The following is a 19,500-nucleotide window of genomic DNA, read 5'->3' as shown; positions in this document are numbered from 1 at the left end:
ATCGGCGACTCCCGCATCTACTCGTGGGACGGCCGGTCATTCGTGCAGCTGAGCGTCGACCACTCCGCCGTGCAGGAGCTCGTCGAGGCCGGCGTCATCACCGACGAGGAGGCCGTGCTGCATCCCGACCGCAACGTCATCACGCGGGCCATCGGGGCGAGCGACCACGTGGACGCGGATGTCTGGCTTATTCCCGCCAGCCGCCGCCAGTCGTTCCTCATGTGCTCTGACGGCCTCACCAAGGAGCTCGGCGACGAGCAGATCGCCCGCATCCTCGCCGAGCACCCCGACGACGCCGACGGGCCGAGCCTCGCCGAGGTGCTGGTCGAGGCAGCTTTGGCGGCCGGGGGGCGTGACAACGTGACAGTCGTCGTCGTCGAGTCGATCACGACCGGCCTCGAGATCGACGCAGACAACGACGAGACGATCGAGCGGCTGCCGCACGGCATCTTCGAAGACACGAAGCCCAGGAGCTAGCGGCAGATGCTCACCTACACTCCGGCAGCTGCCGGTTCCCAGCTCGCCGTCGTGTCTGGCGCTCGGGCGCTGCTGGTGCAGACGCCAGACGACGCCGCGCTGATCGCCGCGCTGTGGGGTGCAGTGTCGACTGCCGACAGCATCCAGTCCGTTGTCGAGGTGCTCGCCTCTGCCGGGCTGTTCAGCACGCCACCGTTCGCGCTCTTCCAGGCCAGCGCGGGCGCACCGGGCGGTGGCTTCGCGATCACCTGCATCGTGCGCGGCGACATCCCGCTCGAGCTCACGACCCTCACCGGCGCAGAGAGCATCGACGCGTCTGGCGTCTCGACCTGGGTGGAGCGCACGGTGCCGGGCGTCGTCGCCTTCCGCGCCGGTGGTGCCGCCACGGGGAGCGCGCTGACGATCGTCGGTGCCGCAGCCTGGGCCTCCTCGATCGAATGGACGGCGTCGGGCACTGCCGCTGCCCCCGCGGCCAGCGCACCAGCCGCAGCGGTCGCGCCGCAGAGTGCCATCGCCACAAAGCCTGCGGCCGCGGCCACTACGCCTGCGGCCGCGGCTGAGACGGCCGCCCCGGTGGTGTCCGCGCCGCCCGCCGCGAGCACACACCAGATCGCTGAGAACACGATCGCTGAGAACACGATCTCCGAGCACACCATCGCGGCGCACACCGTGACGAGCGGCGAGGTCGACGACATCGTCGCGGATGCCACGCCCGACGGGGGCGGCTACGACAGCCTCTTCGAAGAGACCATGATGCGCAGCATCGAGGACGCCGCCGTTCGCCCTCCGAGCGAGGACGACCACGCGGATGAGCCCGCTGCCGCCTCGCCATCGCCCGACCTGGCTGGCGATCACGACGGGATGACCGTCATGAGCGGCGACATCGCGAAGCTGCGCGCAGGGCGCGCGTCACGCAAGCGCGCTGCGGAGGCCACGGCAGACGTGCCGGTGGCCTACACCCTCGCGCTCTCGACCGGCGGGGTCGAGTCTCTCGACGGCATCGCCCTCGTCGGCCGCTCGCCGAGCGTCAGCAAGATCTCTGGCGGCCAGATTCCCAAGCTCATCGCCATCCCCGGCGACCAGGACATCTCGCGCAACCACGTGCAGTTCGCCGTCGAGGGGGGCACGGTCGTCGTCACCGACCTGCACTCGCGCAACGGCACGACGATCGCGCTGCCCGGCAACCCGCCGCAGCTGCTTCGACAGGGCGAGTCGACGTCCATCCTCGTCGACACGGTCGTCGACCTCGGCGGCGGCGTCACCATCACGGTCGGCCACGCATGAGGCGCGCGGCATCGGTTCCCCCAGAGCTGAACGGCTACGAGTTCGTCAAGCCGCTCGGCACCGGTGGTTTCTCCGACGTCTACCTCTATGAGCAGAAGCTGCCACGGCGCAAGGTCGCGGTCAAGGTGCTGCTGCTCGACGAGCTGAACGCGGCGACACAGGCATCGTTCGTCGCAGAGGCGAACGTCATGGCGCAGCTGTCGGCGCATCCATACATCGTCTCGATCTTCCACGCCGACGTCGCCGTTGACGGGCGACCGTACTTCGTCATGGAGTACTGCTCTGGCCCGAGCCTCGGCGATCGGTACAAGCGCGAGACCTTCGGTGTCGCCGACGCACTGCGCACGGGCGTTCGGCTCTCCAGCGCGATCGCGACAGCACACGGCGCAGGCATCCTGCACCGCGACATCAAGCCGGCCAACGTGCTCACCAACGACTACGGCTGGCCAGCGCTGACCGACTTCGGCATCTCCTCGACCGTCGAGGGCGAGCTGCCCGTGCACACGACGACACTGTCGGCGGCCGGCACGACCGGCACGGCCGGCACGACAGAGAGCCAGTCGGTCGGCATGAGCGTGCCGTGGTCTCCGCCGGAGATGTTCGAAGACGACCCGCAGCCCGACGTGCGCAGCGACGTCTTCTCGCTCGCCGCAACCATCCACACCCTGCTCGCCGGTCGCACCCCATTCGAGATCCCCGGCCGATCCAACGGCACCCTCGACCTCATCGGCCGCATCGAACGCGGCGCGATCACGCCCATCGGCCGCGACGACATTCCGCGCTCGCTGACCGCGGTGCTGCAGAAGGGAATGGCGAGCCGCCGCGTCGACCGCTTCGCCACGGCTGTCGAGTTCGCCCGCGCTCTGCAGCGGGTGGAGCTGGAGCTTGGCTACGCGCCCACCACCATCGAGGTTCCCAACATCGACGTTGTCGAGGTGGAGCGGCCTGCCGCCGGCGGGGAGGACGAGACCCGCGTGCGGTCGGTCTCGACCATCGCAGCGCAGCCGGTCGCGCCGGTAGCGCCCGTCGCGCCGCCGGCGTCCACCGCGGATGCGACGCAACTGCGCGGTGTGACGAGCGTTCCCCAGGCGCCAGCGCCGGCATCCACGCCAGCAGCCTCGCGATCGGAGTCGCCGATCGGCGAGACGGTCATTCGCCCGAAGCGCGCGGAACCGGTCGCCGAGCCCCAGCCGGAGCCGGATGCTGCAGAGACGCGCTCGCGCCGGGGGCTCGTGATCACGCTGCTGTCTGTGCTCGGCGTTCTCGTGATCGGTGGCGTCGTCGCGGCGTCGATCATCTCTGGCGGATCGCTGCGCGAGGCAGAGAACCCCGCCACCCCGAAGCCGCCGGTCGGCGGCGACAGCGCGATCATCTCAGACACGGTGCCGACCCCCGTCGACGGCCTCGCGACCCCCTCGGCCGACGGCACGACGGTCACCTTCACCTGGGCGAACCCCGACCCCCAGGATGGCGACACCTTCCGCTACGCGCTGTCGGAGAACCCGACGGAGATCAAGCCCCTCGAGTCGGGCAGCTTCACTCGGGCGACCGCCGCTGGCCCGGTGTGCGTCGACGCCTACATCTCGCGGGCCGGCAAGTTCAGCGTCGAGCCGTTGACCATCTGCTACCCGGACGCTGGCTGATGACCGAGGCCGCCGCGCGCCTGTGGGTGGACTTCGTCGGGGAGCGCTTCGAGATCCCCGACGGCGGCACCGGCCTGACCATCGGCCGAGAGGCCGACCTCTCGATCGACGACAACCCGTACCTCCACCGCGTCTTCCTGACGATCACGGAGGAGTTCGGCCTCTGGTGGCTCTCGAACACGGGAACGCTGCTGTCTGCGACCGTGACCGATGCAACCGGGCAGGTGCAGGCGTGGCTCGCTCCCGGGGCGAAGCTGCCCATCGTGTTCGAGACCATGCACGTGATCTTCAGCGCCGGCTCGACGACCTACGACTTCACCATCCACTCTGCCGAGGACTACTACAACACCTCGACCGCGGCGACGACGACGGCTGGCACGACGACGATGATGCCTGTGTCGCTGACCTCGAGCCAGCGCCTGCTCGTGCTTGCGCTGTCAGAGCACGTGCTGCGGCCGAGTCAGCCGGGCCGCGGGGTCATTCCCAGCTCTGCCGAGGCGGCAGAGCGTCTCGGCTGGGCGATGACCACCTTCAACCGCAAGCTCGACAACGTGTGCGACAAGCTCGACAAGCTCGGTGTTCAGGGCCTTCGCGGAGGCAAGGGAAACCTCGCCACGAGCCGCCGGTCGCGGCTCGTCGAGTATGCCGTTGCCAGCCGTCTCGTCAGCGTCGACGACCTCCCGCTGCTCGACCGGGGCCCCGCCGTAGTCGGTTCTAACGACACTTAGAGGTGGGTAGTCCTGCCCGTTTGCCGGAAGAATTGATCATGTTACGGTGGCTTGTGCGGTCGTCTGTCAGCTGACCTGTTCAAAGCCCCCGACGTTGCAGGAGCCCACCCAGTGCCGATCACGACCTGGTGGACGCGCGGTCGCAAGGCCATCGCCTCCGTCACGGCTATTGCCATTGCCGTCGGCGTGCCGCTCGGCGCAGCCATCCTGCACCGCGGCTTCCCAATCACCGACGTCGACGTCACGACCCGCACGGTGTGGGTGACCAATGGCAACGACATCCTCGCCGGCCGACTGAACCGCCAGATCGAGGAGCTCGACGCCGCAGTGGCCGCGGCGACACCGCAACTGGATGTCGTGCAGAACGGCAATACCGTCTTCCTCTTCGACACAACGGCCGGCTCCCTGGAGCGCATAGATCCGGCGTTCACCCGCCTGACCGAGCGGGTGGACCTCCCCTCGGAGGCAGAGGTCAAGCTCGGCGGCACGACCCTCGCGATCCTCGACCAGTCCAACGGCAAGCTCTGGGTCGTCGACGTCGCCAACACCCTCGACTTCGACCCCGTCGACGAGCCGGTGCTCGAGCTCGGCGGCAGCGCCCACGTTGCCGTGTCGCCCGACGGCACCGTCTTCGCCTCCTCGCCGGGCGAGTCGACCGTCTACACGATCGCGGGCATCGGCGCGAAGCCGGTCGAGTCATCCATCGACTTCTCTGAGAACCACGAGATCGCGGCGATCGGCGAGCAGTTCGCGGTGCTCGACCTCGAGCAGAACAGCCTCATCCGCGGCGACGGCTCTGCCGTCGAGCTCGGAGACGCGAAGGGCATGAAGCTCCAGCAGTCGGGTGCAGACAACGACGTGGCGATCGTGGCGACCGGCAACAGCCTGCTTCGCGTTCCGCTCGGGGGCGGGTCTGTTGAGGCAGGCAAGACCAGCATCCTCTCTGCCCTCAGCGACGCCGACTCGGTGTCGTCGCCGGTGTGGCTCAACGGCTGCGCTCACGGCGCATGGAGCGGTGCCCAGCAGTACGTGCTGTGGTGTGACGGAGCCAAGCCAGAGATCCAGGCCATCGAGCAGCCGACCAAGGGCTCGACGCTCGAGTTCCGGGTGAACAAGTCGGTCATCGCGCTCAACAACCTCGACAACGGCAACGTCTGGCTCGTCGACAACGAGATGCGCCTCGTCGAGAACTGGGACGAGGTGACACCCCCGCTCGAGGAGGAGACGGAGGAGGGCGACGAGAAGTCGTCGGTGCAGTCCTTCGAGGACACCCTTGCGGAGCGCACGGAGATCAACCGGCCGCCCGTCGCGAAGGAAGACCAATTCGGCGTTCGCGCTGGCCGAACCACGATCCTGCCGGTACTGGAGAACGACTCCGACCCCGATGGCGACGTGCTGACCATCGAGAACACCGGAACGGTCGACGAGGCAACCCAGGGCAGGCTCAGCCTCATCGAGGGCGGACGCGCGCTGCAGTTCACCCCAGCGGAGGGGGCGTCGAACGCCTCGTTCAGCTACCGCATCAACGACGGACGCGGCGCGGCCGCCGACTCCTTCGTGACGATCAGGGTCACCCCCGACGGCGAGAACTCCCCACCGGTGGAGAAGCGCATCACGAGCGTCGGCCTCGAGGTCGGCGGCACCATCGACCGCAACGTGCTGAGCGACTGGATCGACCCCGACGGCGACGACCTCACCCTCACCGGGGCGAGTCCGGTCAGCGGCGATGAGGTGCGCTTCACCCCCGACGGCTTCATCACCTTCCAGAGCAAGACGGCAGAGCTCGGCGAGAAGGAGGTGCGACTGACCGTCAGCGATGGCACGACGGAGACGGCTGGCACGTTCATCGTCGACATCGCCGCGGCCGGCACCCTCACCCCGATCGGCACGCCGGACTACGCAGAGGTGTTCGTCAACGAGGACGTCACGATCGAGCCCCTCGGCAACGACCTCACCCTCTCCACCGCCCCGCTCGCCCTCATCGGCATCGACGAGGTGCCAGACGCGCTCAGCGTCGAGGTGAACGCCGACAAGGGTACTCTGACGATCTCCGGCAGCGAAGCGGGAACGCACTACTTCATGTACTCCCTTGGCGCGGGTGCCGCCACCAGCATCGGCATCGTTCGCGTCGATGTGAAGCCGACACCGGAGTTCGCGCTCCCGCCGATCGCTGTCAAAGACACCGCATACCTCCGGGCCGGAGAGCCGACCCTCGTCAAGGTGCTCAACAATGACGTCTCACCGAACGGCCTCGTGCTGGCGGTGCAGTCGATCGACACCCTCTCGACGAACGCGTATCTCACCGTCGAGCTGCTCAACAACACGACCGCCCGCATCACCTCCTCCGCGGCTCTGACAGAGCAGACCCAGTTCACCTACACGATCTCGGATGGCGCCCAGGTGGCCCACGCGGGAGTGACGGTCGTTCCTGTCGCGCCCATCGTCAACCGCCAGCCGCCCGTCGCCGTGCCCGATCGCGTGAAGGTGCGCGCAGAGGACTACGTCAGCCTCGACGTGCTCGACAACGACTACCACCCCGACGACGCGGCAATCGTGCTCGAGCCGGAGCTCGCGGATGCCTCCGGGGCCGGCAGCGGAGCGCTCGCGTTCGTCAACGACCAGCTGCTGCGCTACCAGGCACCGAAGACACCCGGCGAGTACTCCGTCACCTACCGCATCGCCGACCAGTTCGGCGAGTCGGCGACGGCGACGGCGACCTTCAGCGTGATCGCGCGCGACCTCGAGACCAACCAGCCGCCGGCACCGCGCACCCAGTTCGCGAGGGTCTACTCGGGGGCAACGGTGCCGATCACAATCCCGCTCGACGGGGTCGACCCCGATGGCGACTCCGTTGTCGTCACGGGCATCAGCATGCAGCCGACCAAGGGCGTCATCACCGCGCAGACCCCCAACTCGTTCACCTACCAGGCCAACGAGGGCGACGCCGGCACCGACGAGCTGCGATACCTGGTCGAAGACACCTACGGCGAGAAGGCGATCGGCGTCATCTACATCGGCGTCATCCCGCGCAATCCCACCAACGAGGCGCCCAACGCCGTCGACGACAGCGTCGAGATCCAGCCTGGCCGCACCGCATCCGTGCAGGTGCTGGCGAACGACAGCGACCCGGCCGGGTACGCGCTCAGCATCGACCCGGTTCTTCCCGAGGTCGACGAGGGCATCGAGGCAGAGGTCTCCGACCAGCTCGTCGTCATCACCGCACCGAAGACGGAGGGGTCGTTCACGATCCGCTACGGCATCGACAACGGCAAGGGCGGCGTCGACACCGCGTTCATCTACGTGAAGGTCACCAAGGACGCGGAGCCGACCTACCCCGTCGCCATCGACTACTACGTGCCGATCGACGACGTCGTCGACAACGAGGTGGTCGTGGTCGACCTCGACGAGCTCGACCTCATCTCCAACCCCGGCGGTCGCCGGGAGGACCTGCTCATCTCCGTCGACGGCCCGAACTCCGAGTTCGCCACCGTCGACCAGGATGCGATGACCATCGAGGTGACAGCGGGCGACCTGCGCACCGCGATCGCCTACACGGTGACCAACGAGGTGGACGAGCTCAGCACGACAGCCTTCATCATCGTGCCGCCGAAGGTGAGCGCCAACTATGCGCCGCCGCCATATCTCGACCCTGAGCTCGGCGAGCAGCAGATCGAGATGAACGGCACCGGCACGTGGGAGCTCGACGACATCATCATCGTGCCCTCCGGCCGCAAGGCGATCATTACCGACATCTCCACGGTGTCGGCCACGAACAGCAACGGCGAGACGTCGTTCGTCGACAACGACACCATCCGGTTCACGCCAGCCAAGGACTTCCGGGGTGTCGCCGCCATCTCGTTCGAGGTCACTGACGGCAAGAACAAGGATGACCTCAACGGCAACACCGCTGTCATCTCGCTGCCTGTCACGGTCGGCAACCCCGACTTCACGGATGCCCCACCGCAGTTCACGGCACAGAACGTCACGATCGAGGCCGGACCAGACTCAGTCGTGGTCAACCTGCGCGCATCGACGACGCACCCGAACCCGTCGCTCATCTCGCAGTTCAGCTACGAGGACCTCGGTGGCACGACGGAGAAGGTCAAGGCCACGATCAGCGGGGGAGACATGACGATCTCCGTGCCGCGCGGCGCACCGGTGGGAACCAAGACCGTGCTGACCTTCATGGTGAAGTTCCGCGACTTCAGCGTGCCGGGCACGGTCACGGTCACGAGCGTGCCGTCGACCAAGGCGATGCCGCAGGCAGTACAGGACGAGGACAAGGGCCGCCGCGGAGCCCCCCAGCCGACGTTCAACGTGCTGGCGAACGACTACAACCCCTTCGCCTCGACGAACGAGCCCCTTCGGGTTCTCGACGCGTACATCGAGAACGCCGCGAGCGGCGCCACGGTCGACTTCGACGAGGACGGCGGGGTACGGGTCAGCCCTGGCACGACATTCATCGGCGCCATCAGCGTCGTCTACACGATCGGCGACGCGACCCTCGAGCCGACCCGTGAGGTGCAGGGACGCTACATCCTCACCGTGCGCGACTCGCCAGACAAGATCGCACCGCCGTCTGCCTCGCCGCAGGACCAGCAGGCGACCGTCGCATGGGTCACCCCGGCCACCAACGGCGAGCCCATCACCGGCTACACCGTGAGCATGAGCCCGGCTGACCGCAACGGCACCTCGTCGTTCGCGGTCGGCGCCGGCGCCTCGAGCTTCCAGAACGCCGCTGGCACCCTCGTGAACGGCACCGACTACACCTACCGGGTGTCGGCGACGAACGTCATGGGCACCAGCACCCTCTCCGACCCCAGCAACTCTGTACGGCCGCTCGGCCAGGCGAGCCCGGCCACCATGGGCATTCCGGCCGAGACCGCCAACGGCTCAGGCAACATCACCTTCAGCTGGTCGGGTGCTGGCGCTAACGGCGGAAACATCACCGGGTACCAGATCACCGTCTACGTCGGCAACACCTCGACGGTGGCCTTCCAGGGCAACGTCGCGTCGTCGCCGCACACCTTCACCGGAACCGTCGACCAGAACTACACGGCATCCGTCATCGCTCTCGCGACGGGGGGCAACAGCGTGCCGTCCAACCGCTCCCAGGTGGCGAAGGCGGGCCCCGGTCTTCCGCAGACGAGGCTCTGGGCGCCCGGGGGAGCCGGCAACTACACGCTCAACGGCTCCTGGGACGCGTCAGCCGCGAATGGGGTTCCGGCGAGTCAGATTCGCTACCGCTACGAGATCAGCCCTGCCCCGGTCTCGGGCGACCCGGCGAGCGGCGAGGTCGGCCAGCCGCAGTCCCTCAGTTGGACGGGCGCCGCCAACCGCACCTACACGCTGTCGGTCTACCCGATCATCAATGGCAACCCGTATACGGCGCGCACAGACTCTGCCAGCGCGACGACCCCGGGAGAACCGGTCACCAGCTGGAGCGCGACCCTCGATGTGCGCAGCTGCCCCGAGCAGGGACCAGGCAACGGAAGTCACTACACCCAGGGGCCACCGGCTGGGTGCTCCTCCGGCGGCGGCTGGGTTCAGGCCGGTGGACTGACGGTGTACTGCTACACGACGTGGTCGGGCTGGTCCGGTACGTGGTATCGATTCGCCCAGGGCAGCTACGGCCAGAACAGCGGCTGGTACGTCAAGCGCGAAGACAACAGCGGCAATCCCAACCTCCACGTTTCTGGCAGCCCGCCCCATTGCTAGGCCTTCCCATCCACCCGCAGAGAGAGACACCACCATGGCAGTAACCCAGGAGCAGGCGACGTGGTTCGCCGACGCCTTCAACAAGCTCGTCGGCAACGTCGACCTCGCCATCCTCGGCAAGTCCCATGTCATCCGTCTCGTCGTGACGGCGCTGCTCTCTGACGGTCACGTGCTGCTCGAGGACTTCCCTGGCACCGGCAAGACCGTGCTCGCCAAGGCGCTCGCCAACACCCTCGACGGGTCGAACTCGCGCATCCAGTTCACCCCAGACCTGCTGCCGTCCGACGTCACCGGCGTGACGATCTACGACCAGGGCAAGGGCGTCTTCGAGTTCCACAAAGGACCGATCTTCGCCTCGATCGTGCTCGCGGACGAGATCAACCGTGCAAGCCCGAAGACCCAGAGCGCACTCCTCGAGGTCATGGAGGAGGGCGTTGTCACCGTCGATGGCGTCGGCCACGCTGTCGGCAGCCCGTTCATGGTCATCGCCACTCAGAACCCGGTGGAGCAGGCGGGAACGTACTCGCTGCCAGAGGCCCAGCTCGACCGCTTCCTCATCAAGACGACCCTTGGCTACCCCGACCACGAGACCTCGGTCAAGCTGCTCATGGACTCGGCGAACCGCGCCCGCGCCGGCAAGATCACGCCGATCATCGCCTCGAGCTCGATTCCGCAGATGTCGGAGCTCGCCTCGACCGTCTTCGTCGATGCCTCGGTCATGGAGTACCTCAGCGAGATCGTCACCGCGACCCGCACCGACAAGGATGTGACCCTCGGGGTCTCGATGCGCGGCGCCATGGCCCTCGCCCGTGCTGCGAAGACGTGGGCACTCTCGCAGGGACGCACCTACGTCACCCCGGACGACGTGCGCGAGCTCGCGGTTCCCGTGCTTGCCCATCGCATCATCGTCGACCCGGAGTCGGAGTTCGCCGGGGTATCTGCAGAAGACATCGTCTCGCGCATCCTCGTCGGTATCGCGCCCCCCGCCTACCGCGCAGCATGACGACGGCGACCGAATCGCCCGCACCTGAGAGCGCGGGCCCCACGGCGCGCGCCAGCGTGCGGTCGACCGCGGTCGCCGTTGCTGGCGCACTCCGCACCGCCTGGGGAGTGGCGCGTCTCGCCGCTAAGGCGCTCTGGCGGGTCGTCGGCCCTGTTCTCACCGTCGTCAGCGGCACGGGCTGGGTCGTGCTGCTGGTCGCCGTCGTGTTCTCGGCAATCGGCTTCGCACTGGGATGGCAGGAGTTCGTCTACATTGCCGTCACGCTGGTCGGCGGTCTGCTCTTCGCCATCCTGTTCATCTTCGGGCGATCCGCCTTCGGCGTGACGATCGAGCTGACCCCCCGCCGCGTGGTCGCGGGGGAGCGGGCACTCGGCAGCATGGTCGTCACTAACACCGGCGCCCGCACCTCGACCCCGTCGCGCTTCGAACTGCCCGTCGGCGCCGGCATGGCGGAGTTCATGCTGCCCGCTATTGCGAGTGAGGACAGCCACGAGGAGCTCTTCGCGGTTCCGACGAACCGCCGCGCTGTCATCGTCGCTGGCCCTGCGGTCTCCGTTCGCGGCGACCAACTGGGACTCATGCGCCGCACCGTGCGCTGGGCAGACCCGGTCGAGCTCTTCGTGCACCCGATCACCGCCCGCCTCAAGCCATCTGCCGCCGGTCTCGTGCGCGACCTCGAGGGCGAGATCACCAAGACGATCACCAACAACGACATCTCCTTCCACGCCCTGCGTGCCTACGAGCCCGGGGACGACCGGCGCTATGTGCACTGGCGCACCTCTGCCCGCACCGGCCAGCTCATGGTGCGCCAGTTCGAGGAGACACGGCGCTCCCAGCTGACCATCGTGTTCAACGCCGATAAGCGCTCCTACGCCTCGGAGGAGGAGTTCGAGCTCGCGGTGTCGACCATGGCGTCCCTCGGGGTGCAGGTGCTGCGCGACGGCACCAAGCTCAAGGTCGTCAGCGAGAAGGTCGCGCTGCGAACGATCTCGCCGACAGGACTGCTCGACGACAGCTGCCGGCTCGAGCAGACATCCTCGCCGTACCGCGACGCCCGCGACTTCGTGCGCAAGGCGACGCTGCGCCTCCCGCCGCCGAGCGTCGCCATGATCGTCACCGGCTCGAAGTTCGCAACCCATGACTTCCGGTCGATCGAGACGCTGTTCGGCAGCGACACCTCGACCATCGGCTTCCGCACGGAGATCGGCGGTCAGTCGCGGGTCTCTCGCGTCGCCGGGCTTGCCGTTGTCACGATCGCCCAGCTGGACGACCTCCCGCGCCTTGTCCGGAGGGTCCGATGACACGCACCGATGCCAGTATCCCGATCACGACGGCGCCACCCGTCGAGAAGCCGTCGCTGGCCATCGCGCCGCGCACGCTTGTCGACGTCGTCGTGCTCGCCATCCTCTCGACCATCGGCATCATCGGCTTCGCCACCTCGTTCGAGAGCATCGGCTGGCTCATTGCCGGTCTGGCCGGCCTCGCGGTCGGCACCGCCGTGGCCATCGCATCGCACCTTCTTCGACTCGGGGCGATCCCGACGTTCGTGCTCGGGGTTCTCGCGTTCTACCTCTTCGGCAGTGCTGCCGCGCTCCCCGCCCTCGCGCTGCTCGGCTTCATCCCCACGATCGAGACTCTCACCGAGCTCTCGGTGGGAACCGTGTTCGGCTGGGCCGACATCCTCACGCTCCGTCCGCCGGTCGAGCTTCCCGACTACGTGACGGCCGTGCCGTATGTCTCTGGGTGGGCCGTCGGGCTCGTCTCGACGGTGCTCGCGGTGCGCTGGCTGCCGACGCGGCGCCGCACGGCGTGGCGCTCCGGCCTCATCCTGCTCGGCCCGACGGCGCTCTACCTTGCCGGTGTGCTGCTCGGCACCGCCGAGCCCTTCTACGCCGCTCTTCGTGGCATCACGTTCGCGGCCCTCGCCCTCATCTGGCTCGGCTGGCGTCGCGGCGTCGGCCCTGGCATCAGCGCCAAGGGCGACCGCAGCCTGCTGCGCAAGAAGGTCATCGGCACCGCCGTTGTCGTGCTCGCTGCCGTGCTGGTCGGTGTCTTCGTCGGCTCGAGCGTCGCGCCGCAGCCAGACAACCGCTTCGTACTGCGTGAGGAGATCGAGCCGCCGTTCGAGCCGCTGACCTACCCGAGCCCGTTCGCGGCCTACCGCAAGTACACCAAGACCCTCGAGGAGACCGAGTTGTTCACGGTCTCGGGGCTGCAGGAGGGCGACCGGCTGCGGCTGGCTACCCTCGACACCTATGACGGCATCCTGTGGGGCGTTGCGGGGAGCGAGATCGCGACCGACGGCTCCGGCAGCTTCAGCCTTGTCGGCAAGACCATCCCCAAGGCCCCGTTGCTGACCGCGGCGAAGGAGGGGCGTGAGCTGAGCGTGACGGTGCTCGACTACGCCGACGTCTGGATTCCCTCGATCGGCTACGCGTCATCCATCACCTTCACCGGTGACGACGCGCGCCAGCAGGCGGAGTCGCTGCGCTACAACCCTGCAACCGGCACCGCCGTCGTTACCACTGGCCTCGCCTCCGGCGACACCTTCGGCGTCGAGGCCGTTCGGCAGCAGGAGTACGACGACGAGGCGCTGCTCGAGGTGACCACCGCGTCGCTGCAGCTGCCGCCCGTCTCCAACATCCCCGACGTCGTCTCTGCCAAGGCGACTGAGCTCATGGGCGCGGCGACGAGCCCCATCGAGCAGCTGCGGGCCATCGAGACGGCGCTGCAGACCACGGGCTTCCTCAGCCACGGGGCAGCGGATGACGCGGTCGCCTCGCGCGCCGGCCAGGGCGCCGACCGCATGGTCGAGCTCTTCACGCGCACGCAGCTCATCGGCGACGAGGAGCAGTACGCCTCGGCCTTCGCGCTCATGGCGCGCAGCCTCAACTACCCGGCCCGAGTCGTCATGGGATTCAAGCCGGAGGTCGCGGAGGGCCAGGACGAGGTCACCTTGCTCGGCTCCGATGTCACCGCATGGGTAGAGGTCGCGTTCGAGGGTGTTGGCTGGGTTCCCTTCTATCCGACTCCGGAGGAGACGGATATCCCGCAGGACCAGAACCCGAAGCCGCAGTCGGAGCCGCAGCCGCAGGTGCGCCAGCCTCCGCGCACCGACAAAGACGACAACGACCTCGTGGCCGGCGTCGAGGTCGACGACAGCGACTCCGAGGACGGCGCGCTGTTCGAGATTCCCGGCTGGGCCATCGCGATCGGCCTCGCTCTTCTCATCCCTGCGGCGATTCTGCTGATCCCCATGCTCCTCATCGGTGCCGTCAAGGCGCGCCGCCTGCGTCGCCGTCGGGAGGCCGAGACCGGCGACGCGGCCGCCGCCGGTGCGTGGGACGAGCTCGTCGACCGCTTCAGCGAGCTCGGCTACGAGATTCCGCAGAACCTCACCCGCAAGGGAACGGCGAGCGGCCTCGAGACCCAGCTGGCTCCCGCCACCGCTGGACTCGTCGGCATCGCCACCCGCACCGACGAGGCCGTATTCTCCGGCGTCGAGGTGCCGAAGGAGTCGACAGAGATCGTCTGGACGGAGGCGCTTGCCGCGGTCTCCGTCGCCGAGGCCGCACTCTCCCGCGGTCGGCGTTTCGTCGCCAGGTACCGCATCAGCTCTGTGCGCGCCTGGCTGACGGCGCTCGCCGCGCGTGCCAGCGCTGAGACCTCCCGCCTGCCCGGGCTCAAGAAGTAGCCGACCGAAGGAGACCCGATGCGCCTCAAACTCACTCTCAAGCGTTCCACCGGTCCAGAGGCCGACATTGTCGTCACGACAGACGCGGCAGCGACGGTCGCGGATGTCGCCAGCGCCATCGCGCAGCTCGATCCGTTCCGCTCGGCCAACGGTCCTGACGGCTCCGACTCGACGCTGCGCATCGTCGACGCCGAGGGCGCGCCGCGTCGCGTGATCGAGGCGGACATCGCCCTGGTGGATGCCCCGCTCGCCTCCGGATCCACCATCACGATCACCGCGGCCAACGCCGCCCCCGTCGTGGCCCAGGCCGAGGCGGCTGCGATCCTCCGCGTCATCGAAGGACCGGATGCCGGCAAGGACTTCCGTCTTACCCTCGGCACCAAGTACCTCGGCCGTGATGCCGCCCAGTCGGATGTCACGCTCAACGACTCGCTCGTCTCCAAGCGCCACGCCCGTATCGACGTGTCATCCACCGCCGTTCGCATCGTCGACCTCAACTCGGCCAACGGGCTCGAGGTCGACGGCGGGCTCATCACCCGCATCGACCTGGAGGACGGCCAGACGGTGCGAGTCGGCGACACGGTGCTCGAGGCGAAGATCCTCGCGGCGAGCGCCGTCGCCACCCCCGTCGTGACCGGCCCGATCGGCTTCAACCGCTCGCCGCGGGTCGAGTCGCGCTACCCGGGCGAGGAGTTCAAGGCTCCCACTATGCCGACCGAGAAAGACCAGCAGCCGTTCCCATGGCTCGTGCTGCTCGCGCCGCTCGTGATCGGCGTGGTCATCTTCCTCGTCGGCGGGCGAAACGCGACCTCCCTCCTGTTCATCGCGGCCGCGCCCGTGCTCATGGTCGGCACCTACTTCACCACGCGCTCGACTCGCAAGCGCAAGGAGAAGCTGGAGATCGCCAAGTTCGAGGAGAAGGCGGCCTACCTCGAGAAGCGGCTCGACGAGCAGGTGGCGATCGAGCGCGACGTTCGGCTGCGCGAGGCGCCGTCGACAGCCGAGGTCTACGACGCCGCGATGTCCCTCGGCCCGCTGCTGTGGACGAGGCGCCCAGAGCACTGGCAGTTCCTCTCGGTGAACCTCGGCATCGGCAGCATGCTCTCGCGCAACACGGTCGAGATGTCGAATGAGGACGCGGGGCTGCCGCAGTACCTCGAGCGCGTGCAGAAGACCATCGACACGTACCGCGACATCGACGGGGTTCCCGTCACAGAGAACCTGTTCTTCTCCGGAGCGATCGGCGTGGCCGGCGACCGCGTTGCCGCCGCCGACATCGTGCGTGGCCTCGTCGTGCAGGTCACCGGACTCCACTCGCCGGCAGAGCTCGCGGTTGCCGCCATCGCCGGCACGTCGTGGACGCCAGAGCTCGACTGGCTCAAGTGGCTGCCGCACGCCGCCTCGCAGCACAGCCCCATCGAGGGCACCCACCTCGCTAACAGCCAGGCGACGGGAGACGCGCTCGTCTCCGCGCTCGAGGAGCTCATCGCCTCGCGCAAGGCATCGCGCGACTCGGCCCGCGGCGCGGTGAAGATCGAGAAGTCCGCTCTCGTGGCCGGCGCGTCTGCCGGCGATGGGGCTGACATCGCGACGCCGCCCCCGTCGGCGACGCCGGCCATCCTGCTCGTCATCACCGAGGATGCCCCGGTCGACCGTGCCCGCATCGTTCAGCTCGCAGAGCGCGCCGCCGACGCGGGCATCTACCCGATCTGGGTCGCGAGCGACGTGGCATCCCTCCCCGCCGTCGCGCGCACGTTCGTGGATGTCGCACCGGGCGGCGAGCGCGCGCGCGTCGGCCTCGTGCGCCTCGGCAGCGAGCTCGTTGAGGTCGTCTCAGAGCCGGTGACCCTGCAGCGTGCCCTCGCGTTCGCGAAGCGGCTGGCGCCCGTCTACGACGCCGGCGCGATGGTCGGCGACTCGAGCGACATCCCTCGCACGGTCTCCATGCTGTCGCTGCTTGGACCGGAGATCGCGACGACGCCGAGTGTGGCGGTCGAGCGCTGGAAGCAGAACGACTCCATCCACGACCGCTCCGGCGGCCCGCTCAAGCGCCGCCGCGCCGGTCGCCTGCGCGCCCTCGTGGGGCAGTCGGGCGTCGACGCCATGCACCTCGACCTTCGTGTGCAGGGCCCGCACGCACTCGTCGGCGGAACCACCGGTGCCGGCAAGAGCGAGTTCCTGCAGGCATGGGTGCTCGGCATGGCGGCGGAGTACAGCCCCGACCGCGTCACGTTCCTCTTCGTCGACTACAAGGGCGGCTCCGCCTTCGCCGACTGCGTCACCCTCCCGCACTGCGTCGGGCTGGTGACCGACCTCAGCCCGCACCTCGTGCGCCGCGCGCTCACGAGCCTTCGGGCAGAGCTGCACTACCGGGAGCACCTGTTCAACCGCAAGAAGGCGAAAGACCTGCTCGACCTCGAGAAGAGCGGCGACCCGGAGTCGCCTCCCGCGCTCGTGCTCGTGATCGACGAGTTCGCCGCCCTCGCCGGCGAGGTGCCGGAGTTCGTCGACGGCGTCGTCGACATCGCCCAGCGCGGCCGCTCGCTCGGCATCCACCTGATCATGGCCACGCAGCGACCTGCCGGTGTCATCAAAGACAACCTGCGGGCAAACACCAACCTGCGGGTCGCGCTGCGCATGGCCGACGAGTCGGATTCCATGGATGTCGTCGGCGACAAGATCGCAGGAACATTCGACCCCGGAATCCCCGGTCGCGGCATCGCCAAGACCGGACCGGGCCGCCTCACCAGCTTCCAGTCGGCCTACGCCGGCGGCTGGACCAACGACACCCCTGCACCCCCGTCGATCGAGGTCGCGGAGCTGCGCTTCGGCGCAGAGGTGCCGTGGGAGCCGGTCGGCGGCAAGGCAGAGACCTCGGTCGAGGTCGACCAAGGACCGACCGACCAGACGCGACTCGTTCGCAGCCTGGTCGCCGCGGCCAAGGAGGCCGCCATCCCGCCGGCTCGTCGACCATGGCTCGACGAGCTCGCGCCGGTGTTCGACCTCGCCAAGCTTCGTCAGCGCACCGACACAGAGCTGCTCATCGGCGTGAGCGACGTGCCGCAGGCACAGCGCCAGGACGAGGTCTACTTCCGCCCCGACACCGATGGCAACCTTGCCATCTACGGGGCCGGCGGATCTGGCAAGACGACGACCCTGCGCGCGATCGCGTGCTCCGCGGGCATCACCCCGCGCGGCGGTCCCGTCGACGTCTACGGCCTCGACTTCGCCACCGGCGGCCTCAAGATGCTCGAGGCCCTTCCCCACGTGGGGTCGATCGTCTCCGGCGACGACCCGGAGCGCGTCGTGCGCCTGCTCAAGATGCTGCGCGGCATCATCGACGACCGGGGAGCCCGCTACTCTGCTGTCAACGCCGGAACGATCGGGGAGTACCGCACGATCGCGAACGCTCCAGACGAGCGCCGCATCCTGCTGCTGGTCGACAACTTCCCGGCGTTCCGCAACGACTTCGAGACCACCTCGCAGCGCTCGGTCTGGTACTCCGTGTTCCAGCAGATCCTCGTCGAGGGCCGCGGTCTCGGAATGCACGTCGTCATGACGGCCGACCGCTCTGGCAGCGTGCCGAACTCGGTCGCCTCGATGTTCCAGCGCCGCATCGTGCACCGACTCTCCGACGACAACGCCTACGGCCTGCTCGACGAGCCGAACGACGTGCTGTCGCCGGCGTCCGCGCCCGGTCGTGCACTCGTCGACGGGCTCGAGACCCAGGTCGCCGTGCTCGGCGGTACGCCGAATGTCGCGGAGCAGTCCAAGGCCATTGCCGGTCTCGGTGAGGCGATCGCCCGCACCGGGCGCGTTCCGGCCGAGCCGATCGGCGCACTCGGCGCGGAGATCCCTGCTGCCTCGCTGCCAGCCGATGTCGCCGGCCAGCCCGTGCTCGGTGTCTCCGACGACAGCCTCGAGGCCATCGGCTTCGATCCGAGCGGGGTGTTCCTGCTCGCCGGGCCGCCAGCCTCCGGTCGAACGAACGCGCTCTTCGCGCTCGCCGCGTCGATCGACCGGGCACTACCCGATGCCTCGCGCTACTACATCGGCAACGCCCGATCCGCCGTCGGTGCCGCACCGGGCTGGACGAAGGTCGCACTGACCATGGAAGACGTGTCGGAGCTGGCCCGCGCTCTCACCGCGGAGGTGCAGGACGCGAAGACGAAGGGCAAGATCGTCGTCGTCATCGAGCAGATCGCCGACTTCCTCAGCTCGCCGGCCGACAACCCGCTCGTCGACCTGATCAAGGCCGTCAAGCGCTCCGACCACTTCCTCATCGGGGAGTCGGAGATCGGAACCTGGGGCTCGTCGTACCCGCTTCTGGCCGAGATCAAGGCGGCCCGCACCGGCTTCCTCATCCAGCCCGACGGCCTGGAGGGCGAGATGCTGCTCAAGACGCCGCTGCCGCGGGTCTCGCGCACCGAGTTCCCTCCCGGCCGCGGCTTCTACATCGCCCGCGGAAAGTTCGCGAGAGTACAGCTTCCACTGATGCCGGAGGCCTGAGGAGAACGTGATGGGGAGTTGTCCCCATCGACGTAAACTCAGCTTCACCTTATCGTGGAACCACTAGCCCGCTCCATTGGCGGGGTCAACAACAAAGGAGCACCACCATGGCTAACATCAACGTCACCTACGAAGACCTCCGCGCGACCGCTCGCGTGCTCACCGCTGGCCAGGAGGACCTCAACAACAAGCTCCGCGAGCTCAGCCAGGCTGTGCAGACCCTGACCTCGGAGGGCTTCCAGGCCGAGCAGTCGAGCGCCGCCTACCGCGACTCGTTCGAGAAGTTCACCACCGGCACCAAGCAGGCCGTCGATGGGCTCGAGGGCCTCAGCTCGTTCCTCATCTCCGCTGCCGACACCATGCAGCAGACCGACGAGGGCCTCGCCTCCGGTCTCCGCGGCTAGTACATCGGGGGGGGGGGGGGGGGGGGGGGGGGGGGGGGGG

General features: G+C 68.4%; 10 protein-coding genes. All 10 read left to right on the top strand.

All coding sequences use genetic code 11. The features are described from left to right. Nucleotides 1-477 (top strand): PP2C family protein-serine/threonine phosphatase (locus tag AC14A7_RS06755; protein ID WP_484007474.1); only part of this gene is annotated, 477 nt, incomplete at its 5' end. A gap of 6 nt (nt 478-483) precedes the next feature. Beyond that, nucleotides 484-1,761: an FHA domain-containing protein gene (locus AC14A7_RS06750; protein WP_484007472.1), complete on the top strand. Its 1,278-nt coding sequence runs from the start codon at nt 484-486 to the stop codon at nt 1,759-1,761. Beyond that, complete coding sequence (locus AC14A7_RS06745) at nt 1,758-3,404, top strand: serine/threonine-protein kinase (RefSeq protein WP_484007470.1); 1,647 nt, start codon at nt 1,758-1,760, stop codon at nt 3,402-3,404. The genes AC14A7_RS06750 and AC14A7_RS06745 overlap by 4 nt, the downstream gene beginning before the upstream one ends. After that, nucleotides 3,404-4,132, top strand: a complete 729-nt coding sequence (locus tag AC14A7_RS06740) for a hypothetical protein (protein ID WP_484007468.1) — start codon at nt 3,404-3,406, stop codon at nt 4,130-4,132. Before AC14A7_RS06745 ends, AC14A7_RS06740 begins: the two co-directional genes overlap by 1 nt. A 111-nt stretch (nt 4,133-4,243) precedes the next feature. Continuing rightward, nucleotides 4,244-9,850: an Ig-like domain-containing protein gene (locus tag AC14A7_RS06735; RefSeq protein ID WP_484007466.1), complete on the top strand. Its 5,607-nt coding sequence runs from the start codon at nt 4,244-4,246 to the stop codon at nt 9,848-9,850. A 34-nt stretch (nt 9,851-9,884) separates the two neighbouring features. Next, a complete protein-coding gene (locus tag AC14A7_RS06730; RefSeq protein ID WP_484007464.1) occupies nt 9,885-10,853 on the top strand; it encodes an AAA family ATPase in 969 nt (322 codons plus the stop codon). Continuing rightward, on the top strand, nt 10,850-12,154 hold the full coding sequence (locus AC14A7_RS06725) for a DUF58 domain-containing protein (RefSeq protein ID WP_484007462.1): 1,305 nt from the start codon (nt 10,850-10,852) through the stop codon (nt 12,152-12,154). Before AC14A7_RS06730 ends, AC14A7_RS06725 begins: the two co-directional genes overlap by 4 nt. Then, nucleotides 12,151-14,547 carry a transglutaminase-like domain-containing protein gene (locus tag AC14A7_RS06720; RefSeq protein ID WP_484007460.1) on the top strand — a complete coding sequence of 799 codons (2,397 nt, stop codon included), beginning with the start codon at nt 12,151-12,153 and terminating at the stop codon, nt 14,545-14,547. Before AC14A7_RS06725 ends, AC14A7_RS06720 begins: the two co-directional genes overlap by 4 nt. A gap of 18 nt (nt 14,548-14,565) precedes the next feature. After that, complete coding sequence (locus tag AC14A7_RS06715) at nt 14,566-19,056, top strand: FtsK/SpoIIIE domain-containing protein (RefSeq protein WP_484007459.1); 4,491 nt, start codon at nt 14,566-14,568, stop codon at nt 19,054-19,056. A gap of 107 nt (nt 19,057-19,163) precedes the next feature. Further along, nucleotides 19,164-19,460 (top strand): WXG100 family type VII secretion target, encoded by a 297-nt coding sequence (locus tag AC14A7_RS06710; RefSeq protein WP_484007457.1) that lies wholly within the window; start codon nt 19,164-19,166, stop codon nt 19,458-19,460. The last annotated feature ends 40 nt before the right edge of the window (nt 19,461-19,500 follow it).

The sequence above is a fragment of the Conyzicola sp. genome (assembly GCF_057073975.1).
This window is presented reverse-complemented; position numbering and strand designations above follow the sequence as displayed.